Source organism: Micromonospora cynarisoli (assembly GCF_030518815.1).
Taxonomy (GTDB): domain Bacteria; phylum Actinomycetota; class Actinomycetes; order Mycobacteriales; family Micromonosporaceae; genus Micromonospora; species Micromonospora wenchangensis.
This window is the reverse complement of sequence record NZ_CP130426.1, coordinates 3,001,714-3,025,937: the sequence shown is the minus strand read 5'-3', so window position 1 is coordinate 3,025,937 and position 24,224 is coordinate 3,001,714. Positions and strand designations below refer to the sequence as shown.

The following is a 24,224-nucleotide window of genomic DNA, read 5'->3' as shown; positions in this document are numbered from 1 at the left end:
CACCGGATGCGGTCGTCGTCACCCAGCAACGGGCCGGAGGGTCGACCGGCCGCCCGGCTCGTCGTCGCCACCACCCTCGCCGGCACCCTGCTGGTCGCCTCGGCCTGCGCCGTCGGGCCGACGTCGCAGCCGGCCGCCGAGGTCGCCGTCCCGGTCGCCACCGCGTCGACCTCCGCCGCGCCCACCCCGACCGGCGCACCCGCCGCGGTGCCCGACGCGCTGCGCTTCACCGGCAGGACCCTCGACGGTACGGCGTTCTCCGCCGCCGCCCTGACCGGCCGGCCGGTGGTGCTGTGGTTCTGGGCGCCGTGGTGCGCCACCTGCGCCAGCCAGGCGTGGACGGTAGCGGAGATCGCCCCGAAGTACCGGGACACCGTGCCGATCGTCGGGGTCGCCGGTCTCGGCGAGCAGAAGGCGATGCGCAGCTTCGTCACCGAGTTCGAACTCGGCGGCACCACCCAGATCGACGACCGGGCCGGCGCGCTGTGGCGGCGCTTCGAGATCGTCGAACAGAGCACCTTCCTGATCATCGACCGGGAGGGGAAGGTCGTCCACCAGGGCTTCCTCGACGGCGAGGACCTCGCCCGCCGGGTCGCCGCCCTGGCCGGCTGATGACCGGCCCGCTGCTGCTCGCACTGACCGCCGGGATGCTCGGCGCGGTCAACCCGTGCGGCTTCGCGATGCTGCCGGCGTACCTGTCGCTGCTGGTCGCCGGCCCGGGGGACGGTCGGGGCGCGGTCGGCCGGGCACTGGCCGCGGCGGCTGGCCTGACCTGCGGGTACGTCGCGGTGTTCGGGGCCTTCGGGCTGGCCGTCGCGCCGCTGGCCGACTGGCTGCGCCCCCGGCTGCCGTGGCTGACCGTGACCCTCGGGCTGGGCCTGCTGGCGCTGGGCTGCTGGCTGCTCGCCGGTCGCCAGCTGCCCACCCCGCGCCCGTCGACCCGCGCCCCCCGGCTGACCAGGTCGCTGCCGTCCATGGCGCTGTTCGGCATGGCGTACGCGCTGGCGTCGCTGAGCTGCTCGATCGCCCCGTTCCTGGCGATCGTGGTGACCAGCCTCCAGGCCGGCTCGACGCTGCGCGGGCTGGCGCTGTTCGTGGCGTACGCGATCGGGATGGGCCTGGTGGTGGCGGTGGCGGCGCTCGGCGTGGCGCTGCTGCGCGGCCGGGTGGTGCGTGGGCTGCGCGGCGTCGGTGCGTGGGCGCCCCGGCTCAGCGGCCTGGTGCTGCTCGTCGCCGGCGGCTACGTCGCCTGGTACGGCTGGTACGAGGTCCGCCTCGCCCAGGGGAGGCACGACGCCTTCGGTGACCCGGTGGTGGTCGGCGCGGCAAGGGTTCAACGGACGCTGGTGACGGCGTTGGCCACGGCCGGCCCGGCGGTGCTCGCCGGGCTGCTGGTCGTGCTGCTCGGGGTGGCGGCGCTGCGGCACCGCACCCGCACCCGCGACGCCGGGCGGACGTGAGGGCGGTGGGTGCCCGTAGGATCCCACCGCCCACCGGACGCCTCAGCGCAGCGGGGTGAGCCGGTCGGTGCCGAGCCGGTCGCGGAGCACCTCGGGCACCAGCACCGAGCCGTCGGGCTGCTGGAACTGCTCCAGGATGGCCGGGAAGAGCCGGCTGGTGGCCAGCGCCGACCCGTTGAGCGTGTGCACGAAACGGGTCTGCTTGCCGCCCGGCTCGCGGTAGCGGATGGCGGCCCGGCGGGCCTGGTAGTCGCCGGCCCAGGAGACCGACGACACCTCCTTGTACTTGCCGGTGCTCGGCATCCACACCTCGATGTCGAGGGTCTTCTTCATCGAGGCGCTGGCGTCACCGGCCGACAGCAGGCTGCGCTGGTAGTGCAGGCCCAGCTTCTCGACCAGGCTCTCCGCGTGAGCGAGCATCTCCTCCAGCGCCGCGTCGGCCTGCTCGGGCAGGGTGAACTGGAAGATCTCCACCTTGTTGAACTGGTGCCCGCGTACGGTGCCGCGCTCGTCGGAGTGCGAACCGGCCGCCTCCCGCCGGTAGCAGGGGGTGTACGCGAACGCCTTCAGCGGCAGCTTCGACGTCTCCAGGATCTCGTCCTGGTAGGCGCCGAGGATCGCCGTCTCCGAGGTGGGCAGCAGGAACTGCCCGCGCGGGGCGGACTCCCGGTCCAGGTGGTAGACGTCGTCGTAGAACTTGGGGAACTGGCCGGCGGCGAAACCGGCGGTGTCGAGCAGCAGGTGCGGTGGGAGCAGGAACTCGTAGCCGGCCCGCACGTGCTCGTCGATGAACCAGTTGATCAGCGCCCACTCCAGCCGGGCGCCCAGGCCGGTGTACATCCAGAAGCCCGAACCGCCGAGCTTGACGCCCCGCTCGTGGTCGACCAGGCCGAGTGCCCGGCTCAGCTCCACGTGGTCGCGGATCTTCTCGATGACCGGTGGCGCACCGAAGGTCTTCACCACCCGGTTGGCCTCCTTGCCGCCGGGCACCACGTCGTCGGCGGGCAGGTTGGGCAGCTCGCTCATCGTGCCGCGCAGCCGGGACTGCACCTCGTCGAGCTGGGACTCCAGCTCGGCGAGCTGCTTGCGCTCGACCTCCGGCGCGACGGACTCCGGCGTGGTGCCGGCCCGCTTCGCCTGTGCGTACGCCCGGGCCTCGGCCTTGCGGCGCTGCCGCTCGGCGTCGATCTCCGTGATCAGGGCACGGCGTTCCTGGTCGAGTCGCTGGATGTCGTCCAGGACCCGGTTGACCTCGGCGGGATCCAGTCGCTTCGCGAGCGCGGTCGCCACCGCCTCGCGATCCTTCCGGATCAACTCCATGTCGAGCATGCTGCTCCGTACGCTCCGTCCAGGCGGTCAGGGTGGGACCCTCCGATGCTACCGTCGCGCCCGCCGCCCTCCGGCCCCGGTGCTGACGCGTGCCCCCACCCACCGGCCGCGACCGGACGGTGCTCGGGAGTCAGAGCCGGATCGGCATCAGGATCGAGAAGGTGTCCTCGTCGTCGGGGCGGCGTACGGCCAGCGGGGCGATCGGGCCGTCGAGTTCCAGCACCAGTTGCGGGCCACCGGCGGCGTCCAACGCGTCGAGCAGGAAGTCCCCGTTCACCCCGACCAGCAGGTCGGTCGGGTCCGGCCCGGCCAGTTCGGCGGCGTCGACCAGGCGCAGCCCGTCGCGGTCGTCGACCCCCAGCACCGTCACCGGCAGCGCCACCCCCTCGTGCTCCCGGGTCACCGGGGGAGTGGTGGACCGTAGCGCGCTGCGCAGCGCCGCCACGTCGACCGGGACCCGCCGGGCCGGTACGCCCGCCGGCCGGCGCAGCAGCCGCCGGTAGTCGGTGAACTCGTCAGGCAGCACCGCCGAGCGGGCCTCGACCCCGGCGACGGCGACCGCGACCTCCCCGTCGGCGACGGTCAGCCGTACCTGTCCGGTGGTGTCCAGCAGCGCCCGGAACTCGTCGACGGCCGCCGCCGGCAGCAGCGCCCGCACCGGCGGGCCGTCCACCCGGCCGTCGGCCCGGGCCAGCGCCATCCGGTACCGGTCGGTCGCCACCAGCCGGACGCCGTCGGACTCCACGTCCAGCAGCACACCGCCGAGCACCGGCAGGTCGGGATCGGTGCCGACGGCGAAGCGGACGGCGTCGACGGCGGCGGCCAGGGCGGCGGGGGACAGCACGATTCGGGTGGTCATCGGGTACTCCTCGGGATCGATCAGGGCACGGACCCGGGAGAGTTCGCGGCGGGCGTCGGCGAGACCGTCCTCCAACCGGCGCAGGTGCGCGTCGAGCAGCCGCCCGACCCGCTCCGGATCGTCACGCAGCCGCAGCGCGGCGGTGATCCCGGCCAGCGGCATGCCGACCCGGCGCAGGCCGGCCACCAGCCGGGCCGGCGTCACCTGCCCGGCGGTGTACCAGCGGTAACCGTTCACCGGGTCGACGAGCGTCGGGGTCAGCACCCCGCACCGGTCGTAGAACCGCAGCGCGCTGACCGTCAGGCCACTGGCCCGGGCCAGCTCGCCGATGCTCAGCAGCTCGCTCTCCACGCCCATGATGCTGTCGCCTCAACCAGGTCGAGGGTCAAGCCCGCACCGGCCGCCGCCGACCCCGCGACCCGCGGTCGTGCTCACTGCGGGAGCACCCGGAACGTGATCCCCGCCCGCACCAGCCGGTCCAGCAGCGCGTCCCCCATCGCCACCACCGGGGTGAGCTGCCCGGACGTGGCGGGCAGCTCGTCGTACGCCAGGCAGAGGGCCGACTCGGCGAGCATCTTGGCGGTCTCGTCGTAGCCGGGGTCGCCGCCGGCCACCTCGGTGCGGACGGTCCGGCCGCCGCCCTCGCCGACGAACCGCACCCGGAACCACGACCGGGCCCGCTGCTCCGCGCTCGGCCCCTGCCCGGAGGCGACCCGGCCGAGCAGCCAGCGCCGGGTCGGCGGCAGCTTCACCAGCCCGACCAGTCCGGCCATCCCCACCCCGGCCAGCAGCACCGTCGGCAGCCGCCTGACGGCGGCGAAGTGCCGGTAACGGAAGTCCGGGCCGTACTCCGGGCGGGCGGCGGCGGACCGGCGTACCACCTGCGGGTCGATGGTGGGCAGCGGCACCGCCCACATGCCGACCGCCGCCGACCGACCCAGCTTCCCGGCCACCGCACGGACCCGGCGTCCGTCCGGCCGGGGCTCGACCGCCCGTCGGGCCCGCGCCGCCCGCTGCGTCTGCGCGGTACGGGAGAACGCGGTGAGCGCCGAATGGTACGTCCCGGCGGAGAACCTCCCCCCGGCCCGGACGAACCCGTCGACGCTGACCGGCCCGTCCGTCGGCAACTGCCGGACGGTGTACCAGACGCCCAGGTCGTGCGGGACCGAGTCGAAACCGCAGGCGTGCACCAGCCGGGCCCCGGTGCGGACCGCCTCGGCGTGGTGCCGCACGTACATCAGGTCCACGAATTCCGGCTCGCCGGTGATGTCGAGATAGTCGGTGCCGGCGGCGGCACACGCGGCGACCAGCGGCTCCCCGTGGTGCACGTACGGGCCGACGGTGGTGGCGAGCACCCGGGTGCCCGTCACCACCGGGCGCAGCGACCCGGCGTCGGTGACGTCGGCGGTCAGCAGCGGCAGGGTGGCCAGGGCCGGGTCGATGGCGGCGAGCCGGTCCCGTACGGCGGACAGCTTCGCCGGGTTGCGGCCGGCCAGCGCCCAGCGCAGCCCCGCCGGGGCGTGCCGGGCCAGGTACTCGGCGGTCAGCCCGCCGGTGAAGCCGGTCGCGCCGAACAGGACGAGGTCGTACGGGCGGTCGGGGCGCATCCGCCGAGTGTGCCACCCGGGCCCGACCCGCACCGGCTGGGCGGGCCACCGGGCGGCTCAGCCGTGCGGGGTGAACACCGCCCGGACACAGCCGTCGGCCCGGTCCCGGAACAGCGCGTACCCGGTCGGGCCCTGGTCCAGGTCGAACCGGTGCGTCGCCAGGTGTTCGGTACGCAGCTCGTCGCGGGCCATCCGGTCCAGCAGCATCGGAATCCACCGTTGACCGTGCTGCCGGGCGCTGCGCAGGGTGAGCCCCTTGTGCATCACCGCGCCCAGCGGAAAGGCGTCCACGAAACCGGTGAAGGTACCCGAGACGAAGACCGTGCCGCCCTTACGGCAGGCGTGCACCGCCTCCCGCAGCGCCAACGGGTCCTCGACCGGGCCGGCCCGGCCGGTGAACCGGTCGGCCAGCGACAGCGGACGGCCACCGCCGTGGGCCACCCCGACCGCCTCCACGCAGACGTCGGGACCCCGGCCCCCACTGCGTTCCCGCAGCTCGGCGGGGACGTCGGTGTGTTCGTAGTGCAGCGTCTCGGCACCGGTGTGCCGTTCGGCCATCCGCAACCGCTCCGGGTACCTGTCGATCACGATCACCCGGTCCGCGCCGAGCACGGTCGCCGCCTGCGCGGTGAGCTGACCCACCGCGCCCGCCCCCCACACCGCCACCACGTCACCGGGGCGGACCGCACCCAGCTCGGCACCCATCCACCCGGCGGGGGCGGCGTCCGAGGCGAACACCGCCCGGTCGTCGCTGACCGGGTCGGGCACGGTGAACGCCCCCACGTCGGCGTACGGCACCCGGACGTACTCGGCGTGGCTGCCGGCGAACCCGCCCGCCGTGCGGGGATGGCCGAAGCAGCCGCCGGTGGGTTGCCCCCAGGCCGCCTCGGTGACCGTCGCGCCGGTCGCGCCGTTGTCACAGCAGGAGTACAGCCCCTGCCGGCAGAACCAGCAGTTCCCGCAGGCCACGGCGGCGCAGGCCACCACCCGGTCGCCGACGCGGTGCCGGCGTACCGCCGGGCCGACCTCGGCCACCTCGCCCAGGAACTCGTGCCCGAGCACGTCACCGGCGGCCAGGCCCGGTACCCGACCGGCGAGCAACGGCAGGTCGGTCCCGCAGGTGGCGCTGCGCCGTACCCGCACGATCATGTCGTGGGCGTTACGCAGCTCCGGGTCGGGCACCTGGCGTACCGCGAGCCGGTCGACGCCCTCCCAGCACAGCGCCCTCATCGGGGCAGCGCCGACCGGTCGGGCGCGGGCCGCTCGACGGCCGGCCGGTCGGCGCGCAGCACCTCACCGGTCTCGACGAGCTGCCGCACCGCGCGCAACACCTGCCGCAGGTAGCCGTCGGGGTCGTCACCGACCAGGTGGGCGGCCATCCCGGGCAGGGCGGCGAGCCCGCCGAGCGGCCGGACGGCCAACTCGGTGCCGCGCCCGCCGGGTGCGGGCCGCAGGTCCAACTCCACCGCACCGGCCAGGGGCCGCAGCGGCTCCGGCCACCGCCCGCCGGGCAGCAGTTCCGTCGCCGGGACCCCGACCGTCACCACCTGCCAACGCCCCGACCCGGCCGCGCCCCGGGTCAGCCGTCCCATCCGTACCACCCGCCTCTCCCGCCGGGACCGGTCCAGGCCGACCGCTCCGCCCATCGTCGGTGCGACCCGGGTGAACCGGGCTCGTCCCGAAGGGGTGAACCGGGCCGCGCCGGGTAACCGCCGCCGACCGGGGGAGGAACGCGCCGACTGGGGGTGGGGTGCAATGCCGCAGCAGCCCGTACGGGCGGTCGACCCGACACCCCACCCCGGCGACGCCGCGACCACCCGGGCGTCCGCCGGGCCGCCGCTGCTGGCCTCCCGGCTCACCCCGCCCGCCCCGCCCGAGCCGATGCTGCTGCGGCCCCGGCTGGTGGCCCGCCTCGACGACGGGGCCGCCGGCATCCTCACTGTGGTCCGCGCGCCCGCCGGCTGGGGCAAGACGACACTGCTCACCGCCGGTGCGCAGGCGGCGGAACCGACCGGGGACCCGGTGGCCTGGGTGCAGGTCGAGGCCGGCGACAGCGGACAACGCCTGTGGGCGTACCTCACCCGGGCCCTGCGTGGTGCGCTCCGGGCCGAACCGGACGACCTGACGCCGGCCCCGGCCGGTTCGCGGTCCGGTCCGCCCGACGGGCTGGAGGAACTGGCCGCCGCGCTGGCCGCCCGGGAACGCCCCGTCCGGCTGGTCCTCGACGACCTGCACCGGGTGACCGATCCGGGCGTCCTCACCGGGCTGGAGTTCCTGCTCCGGCACGCCGACGGGCGGCTGCGCCTCGTCGCCGCCGGCCGGACCGGCCTGCCACCGGCCTTGCACCGGCTGCGGCTGGCCGGCGAGCCGACCGAGATCGGCCCCGACGACCTGGCCTTCACCACGGACGAGGTGGCCGACCTGCTGGTGGCGCACGGGGTGCCGCTGCCGGCGGCGGCGGTCGCCCGGCTCCGGGAACGCACCGGCGGCTGGCCGGCGGGCCTGCGCTTCGCCGCGCTGGCCGCCCGGGGCCAGGCCGACCCGCAACGCTGGGTACGACGGTTCGGCGGCGACCACCCGGACGTCGCCGCCTACCTGCGCGCCGAGGTGCTCACCCCGTTGCCGGTGCCGGCCCGGGAGGTGCTGCGCCGCTGCGCCGTCGGCGGGGCGGTCCGCGCCGACCTGGCCGACGCGTTGACCGGACGCGTCGACGCCGGTCAGCTTCTGGCCGGACTGGCCCGCGACGGCGGATTCCTGCACCGCGACGACAGCGATCCACCCTGGTACCGGCCGCACCCCATGCTGGCCGACCTGCTGCGTGCGGAACTCGCCGGCCTCGACGGGCGGGAACGCGGCGAACTGCACCGGCGGGCCGCCGACTGGCACGCCGACCACGGCCGGCCGGCCGACGCGCTGCACCACGCCCTGACCGCGGGGCAGTGGGACCGCGCCACCGGACTGCTGCTGACCCACTGGCCGGAGCTGGTCCCGTACGAGCGGGAGCCGCACCTGCCGCCGCCCCCGCCGCCGCCCGCCGGGGCGGTGCGCCGGGACCCGGAGCTGGCGCTGGCCGTCGGCACCGAGCGGGCGTACGCGGGGGACGTGGCGGCGGCGACCGCCCGGCTGCGGGACGCGGTGCAGGCCGCCCGCACGCTGCCGGCCCCGCGCCGGGACCGGTTCCGGCGGCTGGCAGTGGCGCTGGAACTCACCCTGGCCCGGCTGTCCGGCGACCCCGCGACGGTACGCGCTGCCGCCGCCCGCCTGCTCGCCACCGGTCCGGCGCGGCCTGCGGATGCTGCACTGCCTGCCGATGCTGCACTGCCTGCCGGTTCGGCGGTGCCAACCGGTCCGGCGGTGCCTGCCGGTTCGGCTTCGGTCGCCCCGCTTCCTGCTGGCCCGCCGGCCGGTGCCGCTGCGTTCGACCCGCCGGCCGGTGCCGGCCTCTCCGCCGGCGACGGTGCGGTGCCCGGCGATGCCCCCGTGACCGGCGATGATCCCCGCACCGGCGACGACGACGCGGACGTCCGGGCGGTGGCCGGCACCGCGCTCGGCCTGACCGACCTGGCCGAAGGGGAGTTGGGTCGGGCCGGAGCATGGTTCCGGGCCGCGCTGGCGGCGGCCCGGCAGGTCGGCCGGCTCCGGACCGAGCTGGTCGGCGCGAGCCGGTCGGCCCTGCTGCTCGCCCTCGCCGGTGAGCTGTCGCCGGCCGAGGAGACCGCGCGGGCGGCCCTGGCCACGCCCGCCTGCCAGGGCTGGTCGGGTCGGGTCGACTGCGGCTACGCGCACCTGGCACTGGCGCTGGTGGCGGTGCAGCGGGACCAGCCCGCCGAGGCGACCGCCGAGCTGTCGGCGGCCGGCGCGGCGGCCGGGACGACCCTGGCCGGGGCGGTGGCGGCGCTGTGCCGGGCGGCCCTGCTCCGTGATGCCGGCGAGCCGGCGGCGGCCATGGCGGCGGTGCTCCGCGCCCGCGACGAACTGACCACCAGCGGTGCCGGGGAGTTGGCTGACCGGTTACTGGCCGTGGAGGCGGACCTGCGCGGCGAGCAGGGTGACGTGGACACGGCGCGGCGGCTGCTCGGCGAGCGGGCCCACGGGCCGGACCCGGTGCCGGTGCTGGCGTTGGCGTTGGCCCGGGTGGAGTTGCGGGTCGGTGACCTGCGGGCCGCCCGCCACGCCCTGCCCGACTGGGACGCCCCGGGCGCAGCCGACTGGCCGTTGTCGGTACGGCTCGCCGCCGGAGTCCTGGACGCGCTGCTGACCCGGCGGGCCGGTGACGAGCGCCGGGCCGGGCGGCTGCTGGAACGGGTGCTGGACCTGGCCGGGCGGCACGGCCACCGACGGGTCTTCACCCGGGCCGAACCGGAGGTCCGGGAACTGCTCGCGGCCCATCTGGACTCCGGTACGGCCTACTGGCCGCAGGTCAGTGACCTGGTGCGGGACGTCGCCCCGCCGCCCGGCCAGCCGGCGTACGGCACCCGGCGCGGGCCGGCCGATCCCCGGCGGGGCGACCCGGACCGTCCCCTGGACGAGCCGCTGACCGAGAGGGAACTGACCATCCTGCGGTACCTGCAGAGCATCCTGTCCAACGTGGAGATCGCCAGCGAACTGTCCCTGTCGGTCAACACCGTCAAGACCCACGTCCGCAACATCTACCGCAAGCTCGACGCCACCCGCCGCCGCGAAGCCGTCCGCCGAGCCCGCGACCTCCACCTCCTCTAACCCCACCCACCCCTGGTCCGCCCCGCCCAGCCCCGGTGATCAAGAGGTTTGCGTCACGTTGACGATCAGCCTTGACGCAAACCTCTTGATCACCTGACCTGAACCTCTTGATCACCGGGGCGGGCCGGGTGGGACCCGGGGGAGTCGGTGTGACGCCGAGGCGAGTCGGTGGTTTCCGGGGCGGGCCGGGTGGCCACGGGGTGGGCTGGGTGGACGCCGGGGTGGGTCGGTCACCGGGGGTGGGTTGGTCACCGGCAGGCCGAGGGGCGCACGGCGGGGAGGTCGTGTGGTCGGGGCTGTCAGGGGGTGGCGGCGTCCACGGCGGTGAGGAGGGTGGGGAGGTCGAGTGGGCCGTCGTGACGGTGGTCGCCGACGAACAGGGTGGGTGTGCCGTTGACACCGCTGCGGATACCGCCGGTGAAGTCGTGCCGTACCCGGTCGGCGTGCGCGTGCCTGTCGACCTCGGCGTCGATCTCGTCCGGCGGGAGCCCCACCTGTGCCACGCCGAGCGACAGGTGCACCGGGTCCAGTTGGTCCTGGTGTTCGTAGAGCCAGTCGTGCATCTCCCAGAACCGGTCCCGGCGGCCGGCCGCCTCGGCCGCCTCGGCCGCCCGTTCGGCGTACGGGTGCAGGTTGGTGATCGGGAAGTGCCGGTAGACCAGCCGGACGGTGTCCCGCCGCTGCCGCAGCACCTCGGCCAGGTTCGGGTACGCCGCCCCGCAGTACGGGCACTGGAAGTCGCCGTACTGCACGAGGGTGACCGGGGCGTCCAGGGGTCCACGGACATGGTCGGTCTCGGTCACCGGCACCCGGAGGCGGGCGGTGACCTGCAACGGGGTGCTCATCGGGTCGTCACCTGCCGTTCGGTGCCGAGTTGTTCCAATGCGTCGAGGATGCCGTCGGCACCCGGGTTGACCTCGGCGGGGGACAGGTAGCTCCAGGCCACCGCCCCGGCCTGGTCGAGCACCACCAGGGCGCGGCCGGCCCGCCCCTGCGGCGTGTACGCCCCGTAGCCCCGGGTCACCTCGCCCTTGGGTTCGAAGTCGGACAGCAGCGGAAACCGGACGCCCTTCGCCTCGGCGAAGGCGCGGTGCGACCAGAGGCTGTCCACCGAGACGCCCAGCACCACCGCGTCGTACCGCTCGAACTCCGGCATCGCGGCCTGGTAGAGCGCCATCTGGTCGCCGCAGACCGGGGACCAGTCGGCGGGGTAGAAGGCGAGCACCACCGGTCGGCCCCGAAACTGCGCGGGGCCGGTCCGTCGCCCGTCCGGGGTGGCCGGCAGGGTGAACTCGGGGGCCGGTGTCCCGGGTCGGATCAGTCCGTCGGGTCCAGTCATGTCTCCCATGGTCCCGCCGGACCGGGTGAGGGCGGCTCACCCGATCCGGGTGGTCCTGCCCACGGAACCGTCAGATCGGATTCGGACCGCCGGCGGGGACCCGGGGGCGAAATTCGGGCGGGTTCCGGTGTCGACAACCGGTTCGGACTCGGGCAGTCTGACGGACGGCGAAGGACGGGGTGGAAAGATGGACGTCGATCAGATGCGGGTCTTCGGTCGCCGGTTGGCGGGCGTGTCGTGGCGGGTGGCCCGGCACGAGTGGACCCTGGCGGCGCTCGGCGCGCTGCTGCTGGCCGTGGTGCTGACCTGGCCGACCCTGCGCGATCCGGCGAGCACCATCCCGCAGGACACCGGCGACCCGACGTTGCAGGCGTGGCAGGTGGCCTGGGGCGGGCACGCCCTGCTCACCAACCCGCTGCAGGTCTGGCACTCCAACACGTTCTATCCCGAGCCGTACACCTACGCCTACTCGGACACCCTGCTCGGGTACGCCCCGTTCGGCATGATCGGGGACGGTCCGGTGGCCGCCGTGATCCGCTACAACCTGCTCTACCTGCTGACCCACGCCCTCGCCCTGTTCGGGGCGTACGCGCTGGCCCGGCAGGTGGGGGCCGGCCGGGCCGGCGCGGCGGTGGCCGGGGTGTCCTTCGCGTACGCCCCGTGGAAGCTCGCCCAGGCCGGGCACCTGCACGTGCTCAGCATCGGCGGGATCGCCCTCGCGTTGGCGATGCTGGCCCGGGGGCACGGCTGGTCGCTGCGGCACGGCCACCGGCCCGACCGGGTCCGTCCGGGGTGGGTGGTCGCCGGGTGGGCGGTCGCCGCCTGGCAGGTCACCCTCGGCTTCGGCATCGGCCTGCCCTTCGCGTACGTGCTGGGGCTGCTCTGCCTCGGCGCGGTGGTGACGTACGGCGTGGTGTGGCTGCGGCGGCGGGCCCGGCCGGTGGTGCCGCGCCGGCTGCTCCTGGCCGACCTGGCCGGCGGGATCGGGTTCGCCGGGGTGACCCTGGCGATGGCCGCACCGTACTTCGAGGTGGTGGCCCGCAACCCGTCCGGCCGGCGGACGGTGGCCCAGATCGAGATGTTCTCCCCGCCGTGGCGGGGGTTCGTCACCGCGCCGCCGGAGTCCTGGCTGTGGGGGGAACGGCACGAGGCGGCCCGCGCCACGTTCGGTTTCCCGGGCGAGATGACCCTGCTGCCCGGGGTGGTGCTGCTGTCGCTGGCGGTGGCCGGGCTCTTCTTCTCCGCCTGGCGGCTGCGGCACCGGCTGATGCTGGCCGGCGCGGCGCTGGTCAGCGTGGCGCTCGCCGCGGGCACCACGTTCGGTGGCGACGGCGATCCCGGTTACGTGACGCTTGTCGAGCATGCCCCGGGCTGGGACGGGGTGCGTACCCCGGGCCGGCTGGTGCTGTGGACGACCCTGCTGCTCGGCCTGCTCGCCGCCGGGGCGTTGACGGTGCGGGAGACCGCCCCCGGCGCGGAGCCGGCCCCGGGGTCGGAGCCGGCCGGGGATCAGCCGCCGGGGCCGGACGCGGAGCGTGGGGCAGGGCCGGCCGGGGACCAGCCGTCGGGGCCGGACGCGGAACCCGGGTCGGAGCGGGCCGTGCCGGCGCTCCGACCGGCGGGAGCGCCCGTGCTGGTGGAGGCGTCCGCACCGGCGGAGGCGGCAGCGGGACCACGGCCGGCACTGCGGTCGGCGGCGTGGTCCGGGTCGGCGGCCGAGCAGGAGGTCACCCGGGAGTCGGCTCCGAAGGGGGCCGGCCGGCAGTGGCGGCTGACCCGGTTGGCGCTGCTGGTGCCGCTGCTGCTGGTCGGCGTGGAGGGGGTCAACCGGACCCCGCACGTGCCCGCGCCGGAGCAGCCGGCCGTGTTGCGTGGGCTGACCGGCCCGGCGCTGGTGCTGCCCAGCGACGGCATCCGGGAACTGCACGTGATGCTCTGGTCGACCGACGGGTTCCCCAAGGTGGTCAACGGGCTCGCCTCGTTCACCCCGCAGTCCCAGGAGCGGATCCGGGCGGTGAGCATGACCTTCCCGGACGCCACCTCGGTGGCGTACCTGCGGCAGGTCGGGGTGCGCACGGTGGTGCTGCTGCCCGGCTGGGCGGCCGGCACGCCGTGGGCGGACGTGGCCGCCCGACCGGTGGACGGACTGGGCATCAGTCGCGAGATCGTCGGCGAGGACGTCATCTACCGGCTCTGATGGCCGAGTTAGTTGGGAGCGCTTCCTAATTCGGCGGCGTACCGGTTACTGTTGGGTTCTTCTTCGGCAGCGGGAGCCAAGCGTGCCGGCGGGGAGCCAGGGCAGCTCTTCGCACCCGTCGACGTCCCCCACGGGGCCGTCGCACCCTGACCCTGGCATCCCGAGAGGAACCGCAGATGCGGAGAAGTCTCGTCGGCGCGGTCACCACCGTGCTGGCCGCCGCGACGGCCGTCGTGGCCGTACAGTTCACCGTCGCACCGTCCACACCGGCCGCCGCGGCGGCGGCCGAACCGTACAGCTGGAAGAACGTCCGGATCGACGGCGGTGGCTTCGTCCCCGGCATCATCTTCAACCAGACCGAGAAGAACCTGATCTACGCGCGCACCGACATCGGCGGCGCGTACCGATGGGAGCAGGCCAGCCAGTCCTGGACGCCGCTGCTCGACTGGGTCGGCGCGGACAAGTGGGGCTACAACGGCGTGGTCAGCCTGGCCACCGACCCGGTGCAGACCAACCGGGTGTACGCGGCCGTCGGCATGTACACAAACGACTGGGACCCGAACAACGGCGCGATCCTGCGCTCGTCGGACAAGGGCGCCACCTGGCAGGCCACCGCGCTGCCGTTCAAGAACGGCGGCAACATGCCCGGCCGGGGCATGGGGGAGCGGCTCGCCGTCGACCCCAACAAGAACAGCATCCTGTACTACGGCGCCGAGGGCGGCAACGGCCTGTGGCGCAGCACCGACTACGGGGTCACCTGGGCCAAGGTGGCGAACTTCCCCAACGTCGGCAACTACCGGGCCGACCCCAACGACACCACCGGCTACCAGAGCCAGAACCAGGGCCTGACCTGGGTCACCTTCGACAAGAGCACCGGTACGGCGGGCAACGCCACGCAGACCATCTACGTCGGCGTGGCGGACAAGGCGAACCCGGTGTACCGCTCGACGAACGGTGGCACGAGCTGGGAGCGGATCGCCGGTCAGCCCACCGGCTACCTGGCCCACAAGGGCGTGGTCGACCCGGTCGGCGGCTTCCTCTACATCGCCACCAGCGACACCGGCGGCCCGTACGACGGGGGCAAGGGTGACGTGTGGAAGTTCAACCGGGCCACCGGCGCGTGGACGCAGATCAGCCCGATCCCGTCGTCCAGCAGCGACGCCTACTTCGGCTACTCGGGGCTGACCATCGACAGGCAGAAGCCGAACACCCTGATGGTCGCCACCCAGATCTCCTGGTGGCCGGACGCGATCTTCTGGCGCAGCACCGACGGCGGCGCGACCTGGAGCCGGATCTGGGAGTTCGGCAGCTACCCGGAGCGCACCAAGAAGTTCACGATGGACATCAGCTCGGTGCCGTGGCTGACCTTCGGCGCCAACCCGGCCCCGCCGGAGGAGTCCCCGAAGCTGGGCTGGATGAACGAGTCGGTGGAGATCGACCCGTTCGACTCGAACCGCTTCATGTACGGCACCGGCGCGACCATCTACGGCAGCACCGACCTCACCAAGTGGGACACCGGCGGCAAGCTCACCATCAGGCCGATGGTCAAGGGCCTGGAGGAGACCGCCGTGCAGGATCTGATCAGCCCGCCCACCGGGGCGCCGCTGATCAGCGGGCTCGGTGACATCGGCGGGTTCCGGCACACCGACCTCGACGCGGTGCCGCCGATGCTGTTCACCCAGCCGGTCTTCACCACCACCACGAGCCTCGACTACGCCGAGGCGAACCCGGCGACGATGGTCCGGGCGGGCAACTTCACCGACGCCGACCGCCCCAACGACAGTCACGTCGCGTTCTCCACCGACGGCGGGGCGAACTGGTTCCAGGGCAGCGAGCCGGGCGGGATCAACAACGGCGGCACGGTCGCCGCCGCCGCCGACGGCAGCCAGTTCGTCTGGGCCCCGGGTGATGCCGGGCAGCAGGTGATCCGCTCGGTCGGGTTCGGCAACTCGTGGACCGCCGCCACCGGCATCCCGGCCAACGCCGTGGTCGAGTCCGACCGGGTCAACAAGAACAAGTTCTACGGTTTCAGTGGCGGCAAGTTCTACGTCAGCACCAACGGCGGGGCCAGCTTCACCGCGTCCGCCGCCACCGGCCTGCCGGCCACCGGCACCGTCAAGTTCAAGGCGGCGCCCGGCAGGGAGGGCGACATCTGGCTGGCCGGCGAGGGTGGGCTGTGGCGCTCCACCGACTCCGGGGCCAGCTTCACCAAGCTGGCCGGGGTGTCGGCGGCGGTGAACGTCGGCTTCGGCAAGGCGGCTCCCGGTCAGACGTACCCGGCGGTGTTCACCTTCGGCACCGTCGACGGCAAGAGCGGCGTCTACCGCTCCGACAACACCGGCGCGGCCTGGGTGCGGATCAACGACGACCAGCACCAGTACGGCAACGCGGGCGAGGCGCTGACCGGTGACCCCCGGGTCTACGGCCGCGTCTACCTGGGCACCAACGGCCGGGGCATCCTGGTCGCCGACCGGCTCGGCGGCACCCCCACCCCGACGCCGACCACCCCCAACCCGACCACGCCTCCGCCGACCACTGCGCCCCCCACGACGCCTCCACCGACCACGCCGCCGCCCACCACGCCTCCGCCGACGACGCCTCCGCCCACCGGCGGGTGCGCGGCGACGTACCAGGTGACCGGGTCGTGGCCTGGTGGCTTCCAGGGTGAGGTGACGGTCCGCAACGCCGGCACCAGCGCGATCGCCGGCTGGACGGTGAACTGGACGTTCGGCAACGGCCAGACGGTCAACTCGCTCTGGGGCGGCACCTACACCCAGACCGGGGCGAACGTCTCGGTGCGGGACGCCGGATGGAACGGTGCGCTCGGCGCGGGCGCGAGCACCAGTATCGGCTTCACCGCCAACGTCACCGGCACCAACGCCGTCCCGACGGTGACCTGCACCAGCCGCTGACAGCTGTCCGATACCCGCCGGCTCCCCATGCCCGACCGGGCAGGGGAGCCGGCGGCGGTCCGGCCCGGGACCTGCCTGTCCGTGGGTGATCGACTCATTGGTGGCGAAGTCGCGGCATCAACCCCGGGTCTTCACCGCAACATCGCCCCAACGGAGTGGATCAAGACGGCGAAGGCCCCGGTCGACGCTGAGGAGCGTGACCGGGGCCTGCGCGTGCCGTGGGACGGTCAGTCGTCCAGCCCGACGGGGGAGTTCGGCCGGTCCACGTCGACGAACTCGATGTCGTCGACGGCCCGGTCACCCCGGCTGCCGGCGGCCCGCGCGGCGGTGCCGGCGGCCCAGCCGATCGCCGCGCCGACCAGTGCCGCGCCGATCAGCAGGGTCCAGGGCAGGGCCGGACGCCGGCCGGCGAGCGCGTCGAAGGCGAGCGTCGCCCGACGGCGGGCCTCGTCGGCGGTCGAGCCGACCAGGTCGCCGGCGTCGGACAGCCCCGAGTCCCGGACCGACCGGGCGGCGTCGCGGACGCTGTCACCGGCGGAGTCCACCGCCGAGAGCAGGTGGTGCCAGGCCTGGTCGGCGATCCGCTCGGGCTTGCTGCGGCGCTCCAGAAGGTTGCTGCCGATCATCGTGTTACCTCCTCGAATGCCGAAGTCTGCGGCCACTTCGGACGTCGTCTCTGTGCCGCGGGACGGTCCCCACACCGACCGGTCGCCCGGCCGGTATCCGAGCAGTGCCCCGCCCGGCCGGGCCGCAAACCCGGTGCGCGCGGGTGACCACCAGGACTAGCGGACCACGACCACGGACGTCGCGCGGGCGAAATCGTCCCCGTCGTCGTCATCGTCGTCGTCCCCGCCGCCGAAGCCGCAGGCCAGTACGAGAGCGAGTAGCGCGCCGACCCCGGCCAGGCCGAGCAGTCTCTTGAGCATCGATCCGTCTCCTCGATCGTGGTGACCCATCTCTCGCCCACCGTAGGCACCTGTCACAACCTGCGCCGGGAGAGTCGACGGGCCGCACCGGGCAGCCGACGGGGCTCGCCCGGCCCACCGCATCCGGATTCCGGTGGACCGGGGCGGCTACTCTGGGACGGTTGGAACGGCCGAGCCGGGCCGTTCGTCGGAGAGAACAGGACCAGCAACGGTGTGGAGAGGGACGGTCCGGTCCGTCCGGATCCGCGAATTGCTCATCCCGAGGGGTGGCGACCGAGGCCATCGGAGGAATACTCTCGGTCGCGGCCCGCGTACTGATGAGGCGCCCGGGGACGGGCGAGTGGAGGTGCTCGCGTGAGCCTGTCGATCGTGAAGTCGGTCCTGCCGGCCGGTGTCATCGAGATCGCCCCCCGTGGTGAGATCGACGTCGACACCGCCTACGAGGTACGTGAGGCGATCGCCGAGGTGCTGGCCAAGGGCCGGCCCGCGCGGATCGAGCTGAACATGCGACTCGTCACCTTCATCGACTCCGTCGGGATCAGCGCCATGGTCGCCGGCTTCCAGACCGCCGAGGTCAGCGGCGTCAAACTCATCGTCACCGAACCGAGCCGGTTCGTGCACCGGCAGCTCTGGGTGACCGGCCTGCTCGGTCTCTTCGGTGCCCCGGAGCCGTACTTCGCCGGTGCCGCCACCCCGGAGGTGCTGCCCGGCGCCTGACCGGGCCGCCGTCGGCGTCGGTGCCGTCCGGCCAGGGACATTGCCAGTCCGTCTCCGGTACGGCACGATCGTGCGACCGACGACGGTCAGGAGGCCCGGTGGTCCGGCGGGAGAGCTTCAGCTACACGGTGCAGGCGCGCTGCTCACCGGCGGACGCGATGGCGCTGCTGAGCGACCTGTCCCGGCAGGAGGAGCTGCATCCGCTGATCGTCCGGGTGCGCCGGCTACCCGCCCGGCCGGGTGCCCTGGCCAGCTACGCGATCACCGACCGGCTGGAGCTGGGGCCGCTGCGGTTCCCCGTCACCTACCAGGCCGACGTGCTGCTGGCCGGCGACGACGAGATCGTGACGGTGGCCCGCCAGCAGCCCGGCACCACCGTACGCAACCACACCCGGCTGCGGATGGAGGGTGACCTGCTGCGGATCGACGTGGAGATCACCCTCGCCGCGCCGGCCCCGCTGTTCGGCTACGCCTTCCGGCAGGCCCGCGCCGCCCACCTGGGGCTGGCCAGCCGCCTCGGCGCGGTTCTGGACGGCCGGGCCGGCGACCCGCCGGCCGCCGGCTGACCACCGTCGGCATCCGCCCGGACGGTGGCCCGCCCGACGCGGACGGGCCACCGGGCCGGCTCAGATCATCGACAGGTGCACGTGGTTGGTGTGGTCGCTGGACGGGTCCCCGTTGCCCCCGCTGTACGCCTTCCACCCGCTGCTCGGCAGCCAGATCCGCTTGAACCAGATCACGTAGAGCACGCCGAGCCGGTCGGCGTTACGGATGAAGTACGCGGCGAGGTTGTTGCCGTACGTCCGGTCGCCGCCACTGGCCACCCCGCCGAAGCCGTTCTTCTGGGCGGCGAAGTCGCACGCCCGGCCCTTGGGGTGTTCCCCCGAGCCGCTGGGCCGGTAGCAGGAGACGTACCTGGTGAAACCGGCCGCCTTGGCCTGGTTCAGGGCGTTGAGCGTACGCGGGGTGATGCAGCCGTTGGCCGGGGTCGGGTCGTTGACGCTGCACGACTCGGACGGCCAGGAGCCGTCGGAGTTGCGGGGCGCCCCCTTGGCGTTGCTGGTGGACGTGCCGTCCGAGCTGCCGGAGTCGCGGGAGGTGGGGGCCGGCTTGTCGGCGGCGGCCACCGCCAACGCCCGCTCGGCCTGCTCCTTGCGCTTGCCCATGGTGGCGACCTGCTTGCGCTGTTCGGTGATCTCCCGGCTGACCGCGGCCCGGGTCCGGGTGGCCTGGTCCCGGGTTTCGATCATCGTGCGCAGTTCCTGGTCCTCCCGGGTGGCGACCGTCTCCAGCGCCGCCGCGCGGTCCAGGAAACCGCTCGGGGTGTTGCTGTTGAGCAGGGCGGACATCGGTCCGAGCCGGCCGGTGCGGTAGGCCGCGCCGGCGATCTCGCCGACCTTGGCCGTCTGCGCGACCAACTGCCCCTCGATGGTCTTGAGCTGCCCGTCGAGTTCCTGCTGGCGCTTGGTGGAGCGCTCCAGGGCGGCCTTGGCCTCCAGCCAGCCCTTGCTGGCCGCGTCGAGCTGGTCGCGCAGCGCCGGGGTGCCGCCCTCGTCGTCGTCGCCGGGGGCGGCGAGCCGGGTCGTGGGCGCGGCCACGGCCGGGGTGAACGGTGCGGCCGAGACGCCCAGGGCCAGCGCCGTGACGACTGCGGCCAGCAGCCGCGTGGTGGTGCGTACGTGCATGCGGATGTCCTTCCGTCAGCCGCCGACCGGGTTAGCTGACGGGTTCGGGACGGAAGATCCCTACCGCTGACGCGGATGCACCCCAGGAACGTGGTTCCCCGGTTCGCCCGGGCGGGCGATTGGGCGGCGGCCTCCGCCTGGCGGAGACCGGGGCCGAGCCTACCGGTACGCGTGTGACACCTGCCTACCTCGTGACTGAGGGTACGAGAGTGAATACCGTTAAAAGGGGCAAACGTTGCAAATATCCGCGATCTCTGTGCGGGAGTACCCGGCCGGGCTGACCGTCCGGCCCAGGGGTGGGGGTCACCAGTGGGCGGGACCGCAGGCGTCGGGGGCCGCCCCGGGCTCGACCTGGAGGGTGGCGTGCTCGATGTGGAAGTCCTCCCGCAGGGCGACCCGGGCGGCCGCCAGCACCGTGCCGACCTCGGCGTCACCGGCCAGGGTGAGGTGGGCCGAGGCGACGTCCATGCCCGAGGTGAGCGTCCAGACGTGCAGGTCGTGCACCTCGGCGACCCCGGGCACGGCGGTCAGCCGGTCGTGCACGGCGGTCACCGGCAGGTGCTCCGGGGCGGCCTGCACCAGGATGCGCACCGCCGCCCGGCCGAGCCGCCAGGTGCGGGGGAGGATGAACACGCCGATCGCCACGGCGACCAGCGGGTCCGCCCACCACCAGCCGGTGCCGGCGATCAGCAGTGCCGCCACGATCACGCCGATCGAGCCGAGCAGGTCGCCCAGCACCTCCAGGTACGCCCCGCGCAGGTTGATGCTCTCCCTGGCACCCTCCCGCAGCAGGCCGAACGCGACGATGTTGGCGAGCAGGCCGAGCACCGCCACCACCAGCATCGGACCGGCGAGCACCTCGGGTGGCTCGCCGAACCGGCGGACCGCCTCGATCAGCACGTAGACCGCGACCCCGCTGAGCAGCACGGCGTTGGCCAGGGCGGCGAGCACCTCCAGTCGGTAGAGGCCGAAGGTGCGCTGCGGGTCGCGTCCGGCCCGCCGGGTGGCGGTGATCGCGGCCAGGGCCATCCCGATGCCGAGTACGTCGGTGAACATGTGCCCGGCGTCGGAGAGCAGGGCCAGTGAACCGGTGCCGAAGGCGGCCGCCGCCTCGACCACCATGAGCACGGTGAGCAGCCCGAACGCCGCCCAGAGCCGACCCCGGTGCCGGTGCGCGGCGTTGCTCACCGTCGCGCTGTGGTCATGACCTGCGCCCACGTCCACACCTTCCGTCGCCGCTGCGGACCGGCTCCAATCTATGCTCACATCGCTATGTATGCAAGTGACTGTCGGACGTCCGGCCAGGTAGGCCGGGGTGCCAATCGGTCAGCCGGTCGGTTCGACGGTGGTGAGGCGCTGGGTCGCCCGGGACAACGCCACGTAGAGCGTCCGTACCCCGGACCCCGGATCGGCCCGGATCTCGCCGGGGCAGACCAGCACCACTCCGTCGTACTCCATGCCCTTGGCCTGGAGGCTGGTCACCACCTGCAGGCGCGCCCCGCCCCGGTCGCCCAACCAGCCGGCGACCTCGTCCCGGCGGGGCACCGGGGTGATCACGCCGACCGTCCCCGCCACCTCGGCCAGCAGCGTGTCCACCGCGTCGGCCGTCGCGCGGGCCAGCTCCGCCGCCGGCACGTGCAACGCCACCGGGTCCACCCCGGTGGAACGCACCGCGCTCGGCAACTCCAGGTCCGGATAGAGCCGGCGGATCTCCGCCGCCGCCACCGCGAAGATCTCCGCCGAGTTGCGGTAGTTGGTGGACAGCGTGAACCGGTGCCGACGCCGCCGGCCCAGCGCCTGGTCCCGGGCCCGGTCCAGCTCCGCCTGGTCACCCGTCCAGGCGGTCTGCGCCGGATCACCCACCACCGTCCAGGAGGCCAGCCGACCGCGCCGGCCGATCATCCGCCACTGCATCGGCGAGACGTCCTGCGACTCGTCGACCACCACGTGCGCGTAGTCCCGGTAGTCCTCAGGCCGCTCCCGTGCCGCCGCCCGCGCGGCACGCTGCCGTTCCCCGAAGGTGCTCAGCTCGCGGACCCCGCCGGCGAGCTGGAACGGGTCCCGGCGGGCCTTCTTCGGGCGGACCGGCTGACCCAGCAGCGCGTCGAGCTCGTCGAGGAGGGCGATGTCGGCCACCGTCAGCCCCTCGGTGTCCAGCGACCGGTACGCCCCGGCCAGCAAACCGATCTCCGCCCGGGACAGGACGCCTGCGGCGTACCGGTGCAGCCGCTCCGGCCGGGCCAGCCAGCCCAGCACGTGCCGGGGATGCAGCCGGGGCCACCACGCCTTGAGGAACTCCCGGAACTCCGGCCGCTCGATGATCTCGTCCTCGAAGGCGGGCTGCTCGGGCAGGCCGGTGACGGCCAACCGCCGGGCCTGCGCGTACAGCGCGGCGAGCACCCCGTCGAAGCCGACCCGGCGGACCTCGTTGCGGCGGGCCCCCCGGTGCAACGCGCGGTCCCGGACGCCGTCCAACTCGCGCCGCTCCAGACGCAGCAACGTACCCCGGTAGAGCAGCCGCAACTCCGTCGGGCCGTCCGGCACCGCGTCCCGGGCCGCCCGCTCCAGCACCCGACGCATCCGCAGCGAACCCTTCACCGCCGCCACCTCGGGCCCGTCCGTGCGGGTCGCCGACATGCCGGGGAAGAGCGAACCCAGCGAGTGCAGGGTGGCGGTCTCCTCACCCAGCGACGGCAGCACCGAGGCGATGTACTCCACGAAGACCGTCGACGGGCCCACCACCAGGATGCCGCCGCCGGCGTACCGGCTGCGGTCGGCATAGAGCAGGTACGCCGCCCGGTGCAGGGCCACCGCCGTCTTCCCGGTGCCCGGACCGCCGGAGACGATCGTGACCCCCGAACCGGGGGACCGGATCGCCTCGTCCTGCTCCCGCTGGATGGTGGCGATGATGTCCCGCATCCCCCGGCCGGTCGCCCGAGACAGGGTCGCCAGCAGCGCCCCGTCACCCACCACCGGCATGTCCGGCGGGGCGGCCTCCGGGTCGAGCAGGTCGTCCTCGATCCGGGTGACCTTCTCGTCCGACGAGCTGATCGTGCGCCGCCGCACCACCCCCAGCGGCTCCGCCGGGGTGGCCCGGTAGAAGGCGGCGGCGGCCGGGGCCCGCCAGTCGACCACCAGCGTCTCGGCGTCCTCGCCACGCACCCCGAGCCGACCGACGTGCAGCACCTGCCGGTCGCGCAGGTCGAGCCGGCCGAAGACCAGCCCCTCGTGCTCGGCGTCGAGCAGGTGCCGGCGCTGGGCGGCGTGGAAGACCATCGCGTCCCGCTCCACCAGCGCGCCGAAGTTGCCGACCCGGGCCAGCCGGTAGCCGTCCCGTTCGGCGCGGGCGGCCGAGCGGCGTAGTTCGGCGAGCCGGGCGTACACCCGGTCGAGATGCCGTTGTTCGGCGGCGATCTCCTGCTCCAGGGTGGTCTGGTCGGTCAACGTACCGGCTCCTGTGCGACGGCGACGCCGGGCGCGGGTGCACGCCAGGCGGAATGAGGGTACGGGCAGCCGCCCACCCGACGGCGGGCCGATACCCGTACCGCGACATCCACCACCTCCGCGCGACCTGCCCGGGGTGGTGGTCGCACGCCCCACACGCACGGGTCGACCGCGCGCCCGCAAATGCGCCGTCGGCTCAGCGCGTCGTCCGCCCGGCGGACGCCGGGTGGCCCGGTGAGAAGATTCCCGACCTGCCCGCACGGGGCCGGCCCGACGGTCAGTCTGGAGCCATGCCGAGTCCGCCCACCGGGGCCGCCCGGACCCCCGACCCGCCGCCCGTCGCCGCCGGGCCGGACCGCACCGCCCGGACACCCCGGGCCGCGCTGGCCGAGTTGCTCGCCGGCAACAGGCGCTTCGTCAGCGGCCGGCCGGTGCACGGGCACGACGTGACCGCCGCCGCGGCCGTGGCCTCCGGCGACCAGCAGCCGTACGCGGTGCTGCTCGGCTGTATCGACTCACGGGTGCCGCTGGAGGCGATCTTCGACCAGACCTTCGGTTCGATCTGCGTGATCCGCACCGGGGGACACGTGCTCGACCGGGCGGTGCGGGGCTCGATCGAGTACGTGGTGGCGCAGCTCGGGGTGACCCTGGTGATGGTGCTGGGGCACGAGCGGTGCGGCGCGGTCGCGTCGACGGTGCAGAGCGTGCGGACGGGCCGGCGTCCGGGCGGTGACCTGGGCTACCTGGTCGAGCGGATCACTCCGGCGGTGACCGAGGCGGGCCCGCACGACCCGGCCGTCCACCCCCTGGCGGTACGCCGGCACGTGCGCCGTACGGTGCTGGCGCTGCGTGCCGACGACATGCTGGCCGGCCCGGTCGCGGCGGGTGCGGTGGACGTCGTCGGCGCCCTGTACGACCTGGACACCGGCGAGGTCATCCTGCTCGACGACGGCACCTGACCCCGGCGGGTGGAGACGCGGAACCGCCCGCCGGGATGACCCGACGGGCGGTTGCCTGATGTGCTCGGGGG

The 24,224-nt window shown here is 74.3% G+C and carries 20 protein-coding genes and 1 riboswitch; of the genes, 8 read left to right on the top strand and 12 right to left on the bottom strand.

The window, feature by feature from the left end:
* Nucleotides 1-6 precede the first annotated feature (6 nt).
* Complete coding sequence (locus Q2K16_RS12475; protein WP_302745540.1) at nucleotides 7-612, top strand: TlpA family protein disulfide reductase; 606 nt, start codon at nucleotides 7-9, stop codon at nucleotides 610-612.
* A complete protein-coding gene (locus Q2K16_RS12470) occupies nucleotides 612-1,460 on the top strand; it encodes a cytochrome c biogenesis CcdA family protein (RefSeq protein WP_302745539.1) in 849 nt (282 codons plus the stop codon). The genes Q2K16_RS12475 and Q2K16_RS12470 overlap by 1 nt, the downstream gene beginning before the upstream one ends.
* Nucleotides 1,461-1,502: 42 nt before the next feature.
* On the opposite strand, the gene serS is transcribed toward Q2K16_RS12470, so the two are convergent.
* From serS to Q2K16_RS12445, 5 genes are all read right to left on the bottom strand, one after another.
* Nucleotides 1,503-2,789: a serine--tRNA ligase gene (serS, locus tag Q2K16_RS12465; protein WP_302745538.1), complete on the bottom strand. Its 1,287-nt coding sequence runs from the start codon at nucleotides 2,787-2,789 to the stop codon at nucleotides 1,503-1,505.
* A gap of 130 nt (nucleotides 2,790-2,919) precedes the next feature.
* Entirely contained in the window at nucleotides 2,920-4,005 is a 1,086-nt protein-coding gene (locus Q2K16_RS12460; RefSeq protein ID WP_489671880.1) for a DNA polymerase III subunit beta family protein, read from the bottom strand.
* Between the two features lie 74 nt (nucleotides 4,006-4,079).
* The gene (locus Q2K16_RS12455) at nucleotides 4,080-5,255 is read right to left on the bottom strand and encodes a saccharopine dehydrogenase family protein (RefSeq protein ID WP_302745537.1); all 1,176 of its coding nucleotides are present in this window, start codon (nucleotides 5,253-5,255) and stop codon (nucleotides 4,080-4,082) included.
* A 57-nt stretch (nucleotides 5,256-5,312) separates the two neighbouring features.
* Nucleotides 5,313-6,485, bottom strand: a complete 1,173-nt coding sequence (locus Q2K16_RS12450) for a zinc-dependent alcohol dehydrogenase (protein WP_302745536.1) — start codon at nucleotides 6,483-6,485, stop codon at nucleotides 5,313-5,315.
* The gene (locus Q2K16_RS12445) at nucleotides 6,482-6,901 is read right to left on the bottom strand and encodes a hypothetical protein (RefSeq protein ID WP_489671879.1); all 420 of its coding nucleotides are present in this window, start codon (nucleotides 6,899-6,901) and stop codon (nucleotides 6,482-6,484) included. The genes Q2K16_RS12450 and Q2K16_RS12445 overlap by 4 nt, the downstream gene beginning before the upstream one ends.
* A 109-nt stretch (nucleotides 6,902-7,010) precedes the next feature.
* Between Q2K16_RS12445 and Q2K16_RS12440 the strand changes: the two genes are divergently transcribed.
* Nucleotides 7,011-9,974, top strand: coding sequence for a winged helix-turn-helix domain-containing protein (locus Q2K16_RS12440; protein WP_302745534.1), 2,964 nt, complete (start codon nucleotides 7,011-7,013; stop codon nucleotides 9,972-9,974).
* Nucleotides 9,975-10,273: 299 nt separating this feature from the next.
* On the opposite strand, the gene Q2K16_RS12435 is transcribed toward Q2K16_RS12440, so the two are convergent.
* Both Q2K16_RS12435 and Q2K16_RS12430 read right to left on the bottom strand, forming a co-directional pair.
* Nucleotides 10,274-10,819 carry a DsbA family protein gene (locus Q2K16_RS12435; RefSeq protein ID WP_302745533.1) on the bottom strand — a complete coding sequence of 182 codons (546 nt, stop codon included), beginning with the start codon at nucleotides 10,817-10,819 and terminating at the stop codon, nucleotides 10,274-10,276.
* The gene (locus Q2K16_RS12430; RefSeq protein WP_302745532.1) at nucleotides 10,816-11,313 is read right to left on the bottom strand and encodes a redoxin domain-containing protein; all 498 of its coding nucleotides are present in this window, start codon (nucleotides 11,311-11,313) and stop codon (nucleotides 10,816-10,818) included. Before Q2K16_RS12430 ends, Q2K16_RS12435 begins: the two co-directional genes overlap by 4 nt.
* Before the next feature lie 187 nt (nucleotides 11,314-11,500).
* Between Q2K16_RS12430 and Q2K16_RS12425 the strand changes: the two genes are divergently transcribed.
* Both Q2K16_RS12425 and Q2K16_RS12420 read left to right on the top strand, forming a co-directional pair.
* Entirely contained in the window at nucleotides 11,501-13,510 is a 2,010-nt protein-coding gene (locus Q2K16_RS12425) for a hypothetical protein (protein WP_302745531.1), read from the top strand.
* 176 nt (nucleotides 13,511-13,686) lie between these two features.
* Nucleotides 13,687-16,422 carry a cellulose binding domain-containing protein gene (locus tag Q2K16_RS12420; protein WP_302745530.1) on the top strand — a complete coding sequence of 912 codons (2,736 nt, stop codon included), beginning with the start codon at nucleotides 13,687-13,689 and terminating at the stop codon, nucleotides 16,420-16,422.
* A 227-nt stretch (nucleotides 16,423-16,649) separates the two neighbouring features.
* On the opposite strand, the gene Q2K16_RS12415 is transcribed toward Q2K16_RS12420, so the two are convergent.
* Together Q2K16_RS12415 and Q2K16_RS12410 are read right to left on the bottom strand one after the other, a co-directional pair.
* The gene (locus tag Q2K16_RS12415) at nucleotides 16,650-17,048 is read right to left on the bottom strand and encodes a hypothetical protein (RefSeq protein ID WP_302745529.1); all 399 of its coding nucleotides are present in this window, start codon (nucleotides 17,046-17,048) and stop codon (nucleotides 16,650-16,652) included.
* Between the two features lie 156 nt (nucleotides 17,049-17,204).
* Complete coding sequence (locus Q2K16_RS12410; protein ID WP_158224263.1) at nucleotides 17,205-17,348, bottom strand: hypothetical protein; 144 nt, start codon at nucleotides 17,346-17,348, stop codon at nucleotides 17,205-17,207.
* Nucleotides 17,349-17,702: 354 nt separating this feature from the next.
* Between Q2K16_RS12410 and Q2K16_RS12405 the strand changes: the two genes are divergently transcribed.
* Both Q2K16_RS12405 and Q2K16_RS12400 read left to right on the top strand, forming a co-directional pair.
* Nucleotides 17,703-18,065 (top strand): STAS domain-containing protein, encoded by a 363-nt coding sequence (locus Q2K16_RS12405; protein WP_067309377.1) that lies wholly within the window; start codon nucleotides 17,703-17,705, stop codon nucleotides 18,063-18,065.
* 98 nt (nucleotides 18,066-18,163) lie between these two features.
* Nucleotides 18,164-18,631, top strand: coding sequence for an SRPBCC family protein (locus Q2K16_RS12400; RefSeq protein ID WP_145921176.1), 468 nt, complete (start codon nucleotides 18,164-18,166; stop codon nucleotides 18,629-18,631).
* A 60-nt stretch (nucleotides 18,632-18,691) separates the two neighbouring features.
* Here Q2K16_RS12400 and Q2K16_RS12395 read toward each other — a convergent pair whose 3' ends face one another.
* From Q2K16_RS12395 to Q2K16_RS12385, 3 genes are all read right to left on the bottom strand, one after another.
* Nucleotides 18,692-19,750, bottom strand: a complete 1,059-nt coding sequence (locus Q2K16_RS12395) for a coiled-coil domain-containing protein (protein ID WP_302745527.1) — start codon at nucleotides 19,748-19,750, stop codon at nucleotides 18,692-18,694.
* A gap of 4 nt (nucleotides 19,751-19,754) precedes the next feature.
* A riboswitch (cyclic di-AMP (ydaO/yuaA leader) is annotated at nucleotides 19,755-19,886 on the bottom strand.
* A 167-nt stretch (nucleotides 19,887-20,053) separates the two neighbouring features.
* Complete coding sequence (locus tag Q2K16_RS12390) at nucleotides 20,054-20,968, bottom strand: cation diffusion facilitator family transporter (RefSeq protein WP_302745526.1); 915 nt, start codon at nucleotides 20,966-20,968, stop codon at nucleotides 20,054-20,056.
* 108 nt (nucleotides 20,969-21,076) lie between these two features.
* On the bottom strand, nucleotides 21,077-23,194 hold the full coding sequence (locus Q2K16_RS12385; RefSeq protein ID WP_302745524.1) for a HelD family protein: 2,118 nt from the start codon (nucleotides 23,192-23,194) through the stop codon (nucleotides 21,077-21,079).
* Between the two features lie 290 nt (nucleotides 23,195-23,484).
* Here Q2K16_RS12385 and Q2K16_RS12380 point away from each other — a divergent pair, with 290 nt between their 5' ends.
* The gene (locus Q2K16_RS12380) at nucleotides 23,485-24,153 is read left to right on the top strand and encodes a carbonic anhydrase (RefSeq protein WP_302745522.1); all 669 of its coding nucleotides are present in this window, start codon (nucleotides 23,485-23,487) and stop codon (nucleotides 24,151-24,153) included.
* Nucleotides 24,154-24,224 lie beyond the last annotated feature (71 nt).

Bases quoted from the DNA above. Each gene is read 5' to 3' on its own strand.
- Q2K16_RS12455 (WP_302745537.1), bottom strand. From the start codon at position 5,255: ATGCGCCCCGACCGCCCGTACGACCTCGTCCTGTTCGGCGCGACCGGC.
- Q2K16_RS12440 (WP_302745534.1), top strand. From the start codon at position 7,011: ATGCCGCAGCAGCCCGTACGGGCGGTCGACCCGACACCCCACCCCGGC.
- Q2K16_RS12470 (WP_302745539.1), top strand. From the start codon at position 612: ATGACCGGCCCGCTGCTGCTCGCACTGACCGCCGGGATGCTCGGCGCG.
- Q2K16_RS12475 (WP_302745540.1), top strand. From the start codon at position 7: ATGCGGTCGTCGTCACCCAGCAACGGGCCGGAGGGTCGACCGGCCGCC.
- Q2K16_RS12430 (WP_302745532.1), bottom strand. From the start codon at position 11,313: ATGACTGGACCCGACGGACTGATCCGACCCGGGACACCGGCCCCCGAG.
- Q2K16_RS12380 (WP_302745522.1), top strand. From the start codon at position 23,485: ATGCCGAGTCCGCCCACCGGGGCCGCCCGGACCCCCGACCCGCCGCCC.
- serS (WP_302745538.1), bottom strand. From the start codon at position 2,789: ATGCTCGACATGGAGTTGATCCGGAAGGATCGCGAGGCGGTGGCGACC.
- Q2K16_RS12435 (WP_302745533.1), bottom strand. From the start codon at position 10,819: ATGAGCACCCCGTTGCAGGTCACCGCCCGCCTCCGGGTGCCGGTGACC.
- Q2K16_RS12415 (WP_302745529.1), bottom strand. From the start codon at position 17,048: ATGATCGGCAGCAACCTTCTGGAGCGCCGCAGCAAGCCCGAGCGGATC.
- Q2K16_RS12425 (WP_302745531.1), top strand. From the start codon at position 11,501: ATGGACGTCGATCAGATGCGGGTCTTCGGTCGCCGGTTGGCGGGCGTG.
- Q2K16_RS12460 (WP_489671880.1), bottom strand. From the start codon at position 4,005: ATGGGCGTGGAGAGCGAGCTGCTGAGCATCGGCGAGCTGGCCCGGGCC.
- Q2K16_RS12410 (WP_158224263.1), bottom strand. From the start codon at position 17,348: ATGCTCAAGAGACTGCTCGGCCTGGCCGGGGTCGGCGCGCTACTCGCT.
- Q2K16_RS12395 (WP_302745527.1), bottom strand. From the start codon at position 19,750: ATGCACGTACGCACCACCACGCGGCTGCTGGCCGCAGTCGTCACGGCG.
- Q2K16_RS12450 (WP_302745536.1), bottom strand. From the start codon at position 6,485: ATGAGGGCGCTGTGCTGGGAGGGCGTCGACCGGCTCGCGGTACGCCAG.
- Q2K16_RS12420 (WP_302745530.1), top strand. From the start codon at position 13,687: ATGCGGAGAAGTCTCGTCGGCGCGGTCACCACCGTGCTGGCCGCCGCG.
- Q2K16_RS12445 (WP_489671879.1), bottom strand. From the start codon at position 6,901: ATGGGCGGAGCGGTCGGCCTGGACCGGTCCCGGCGGGAGAGGCGGGTG.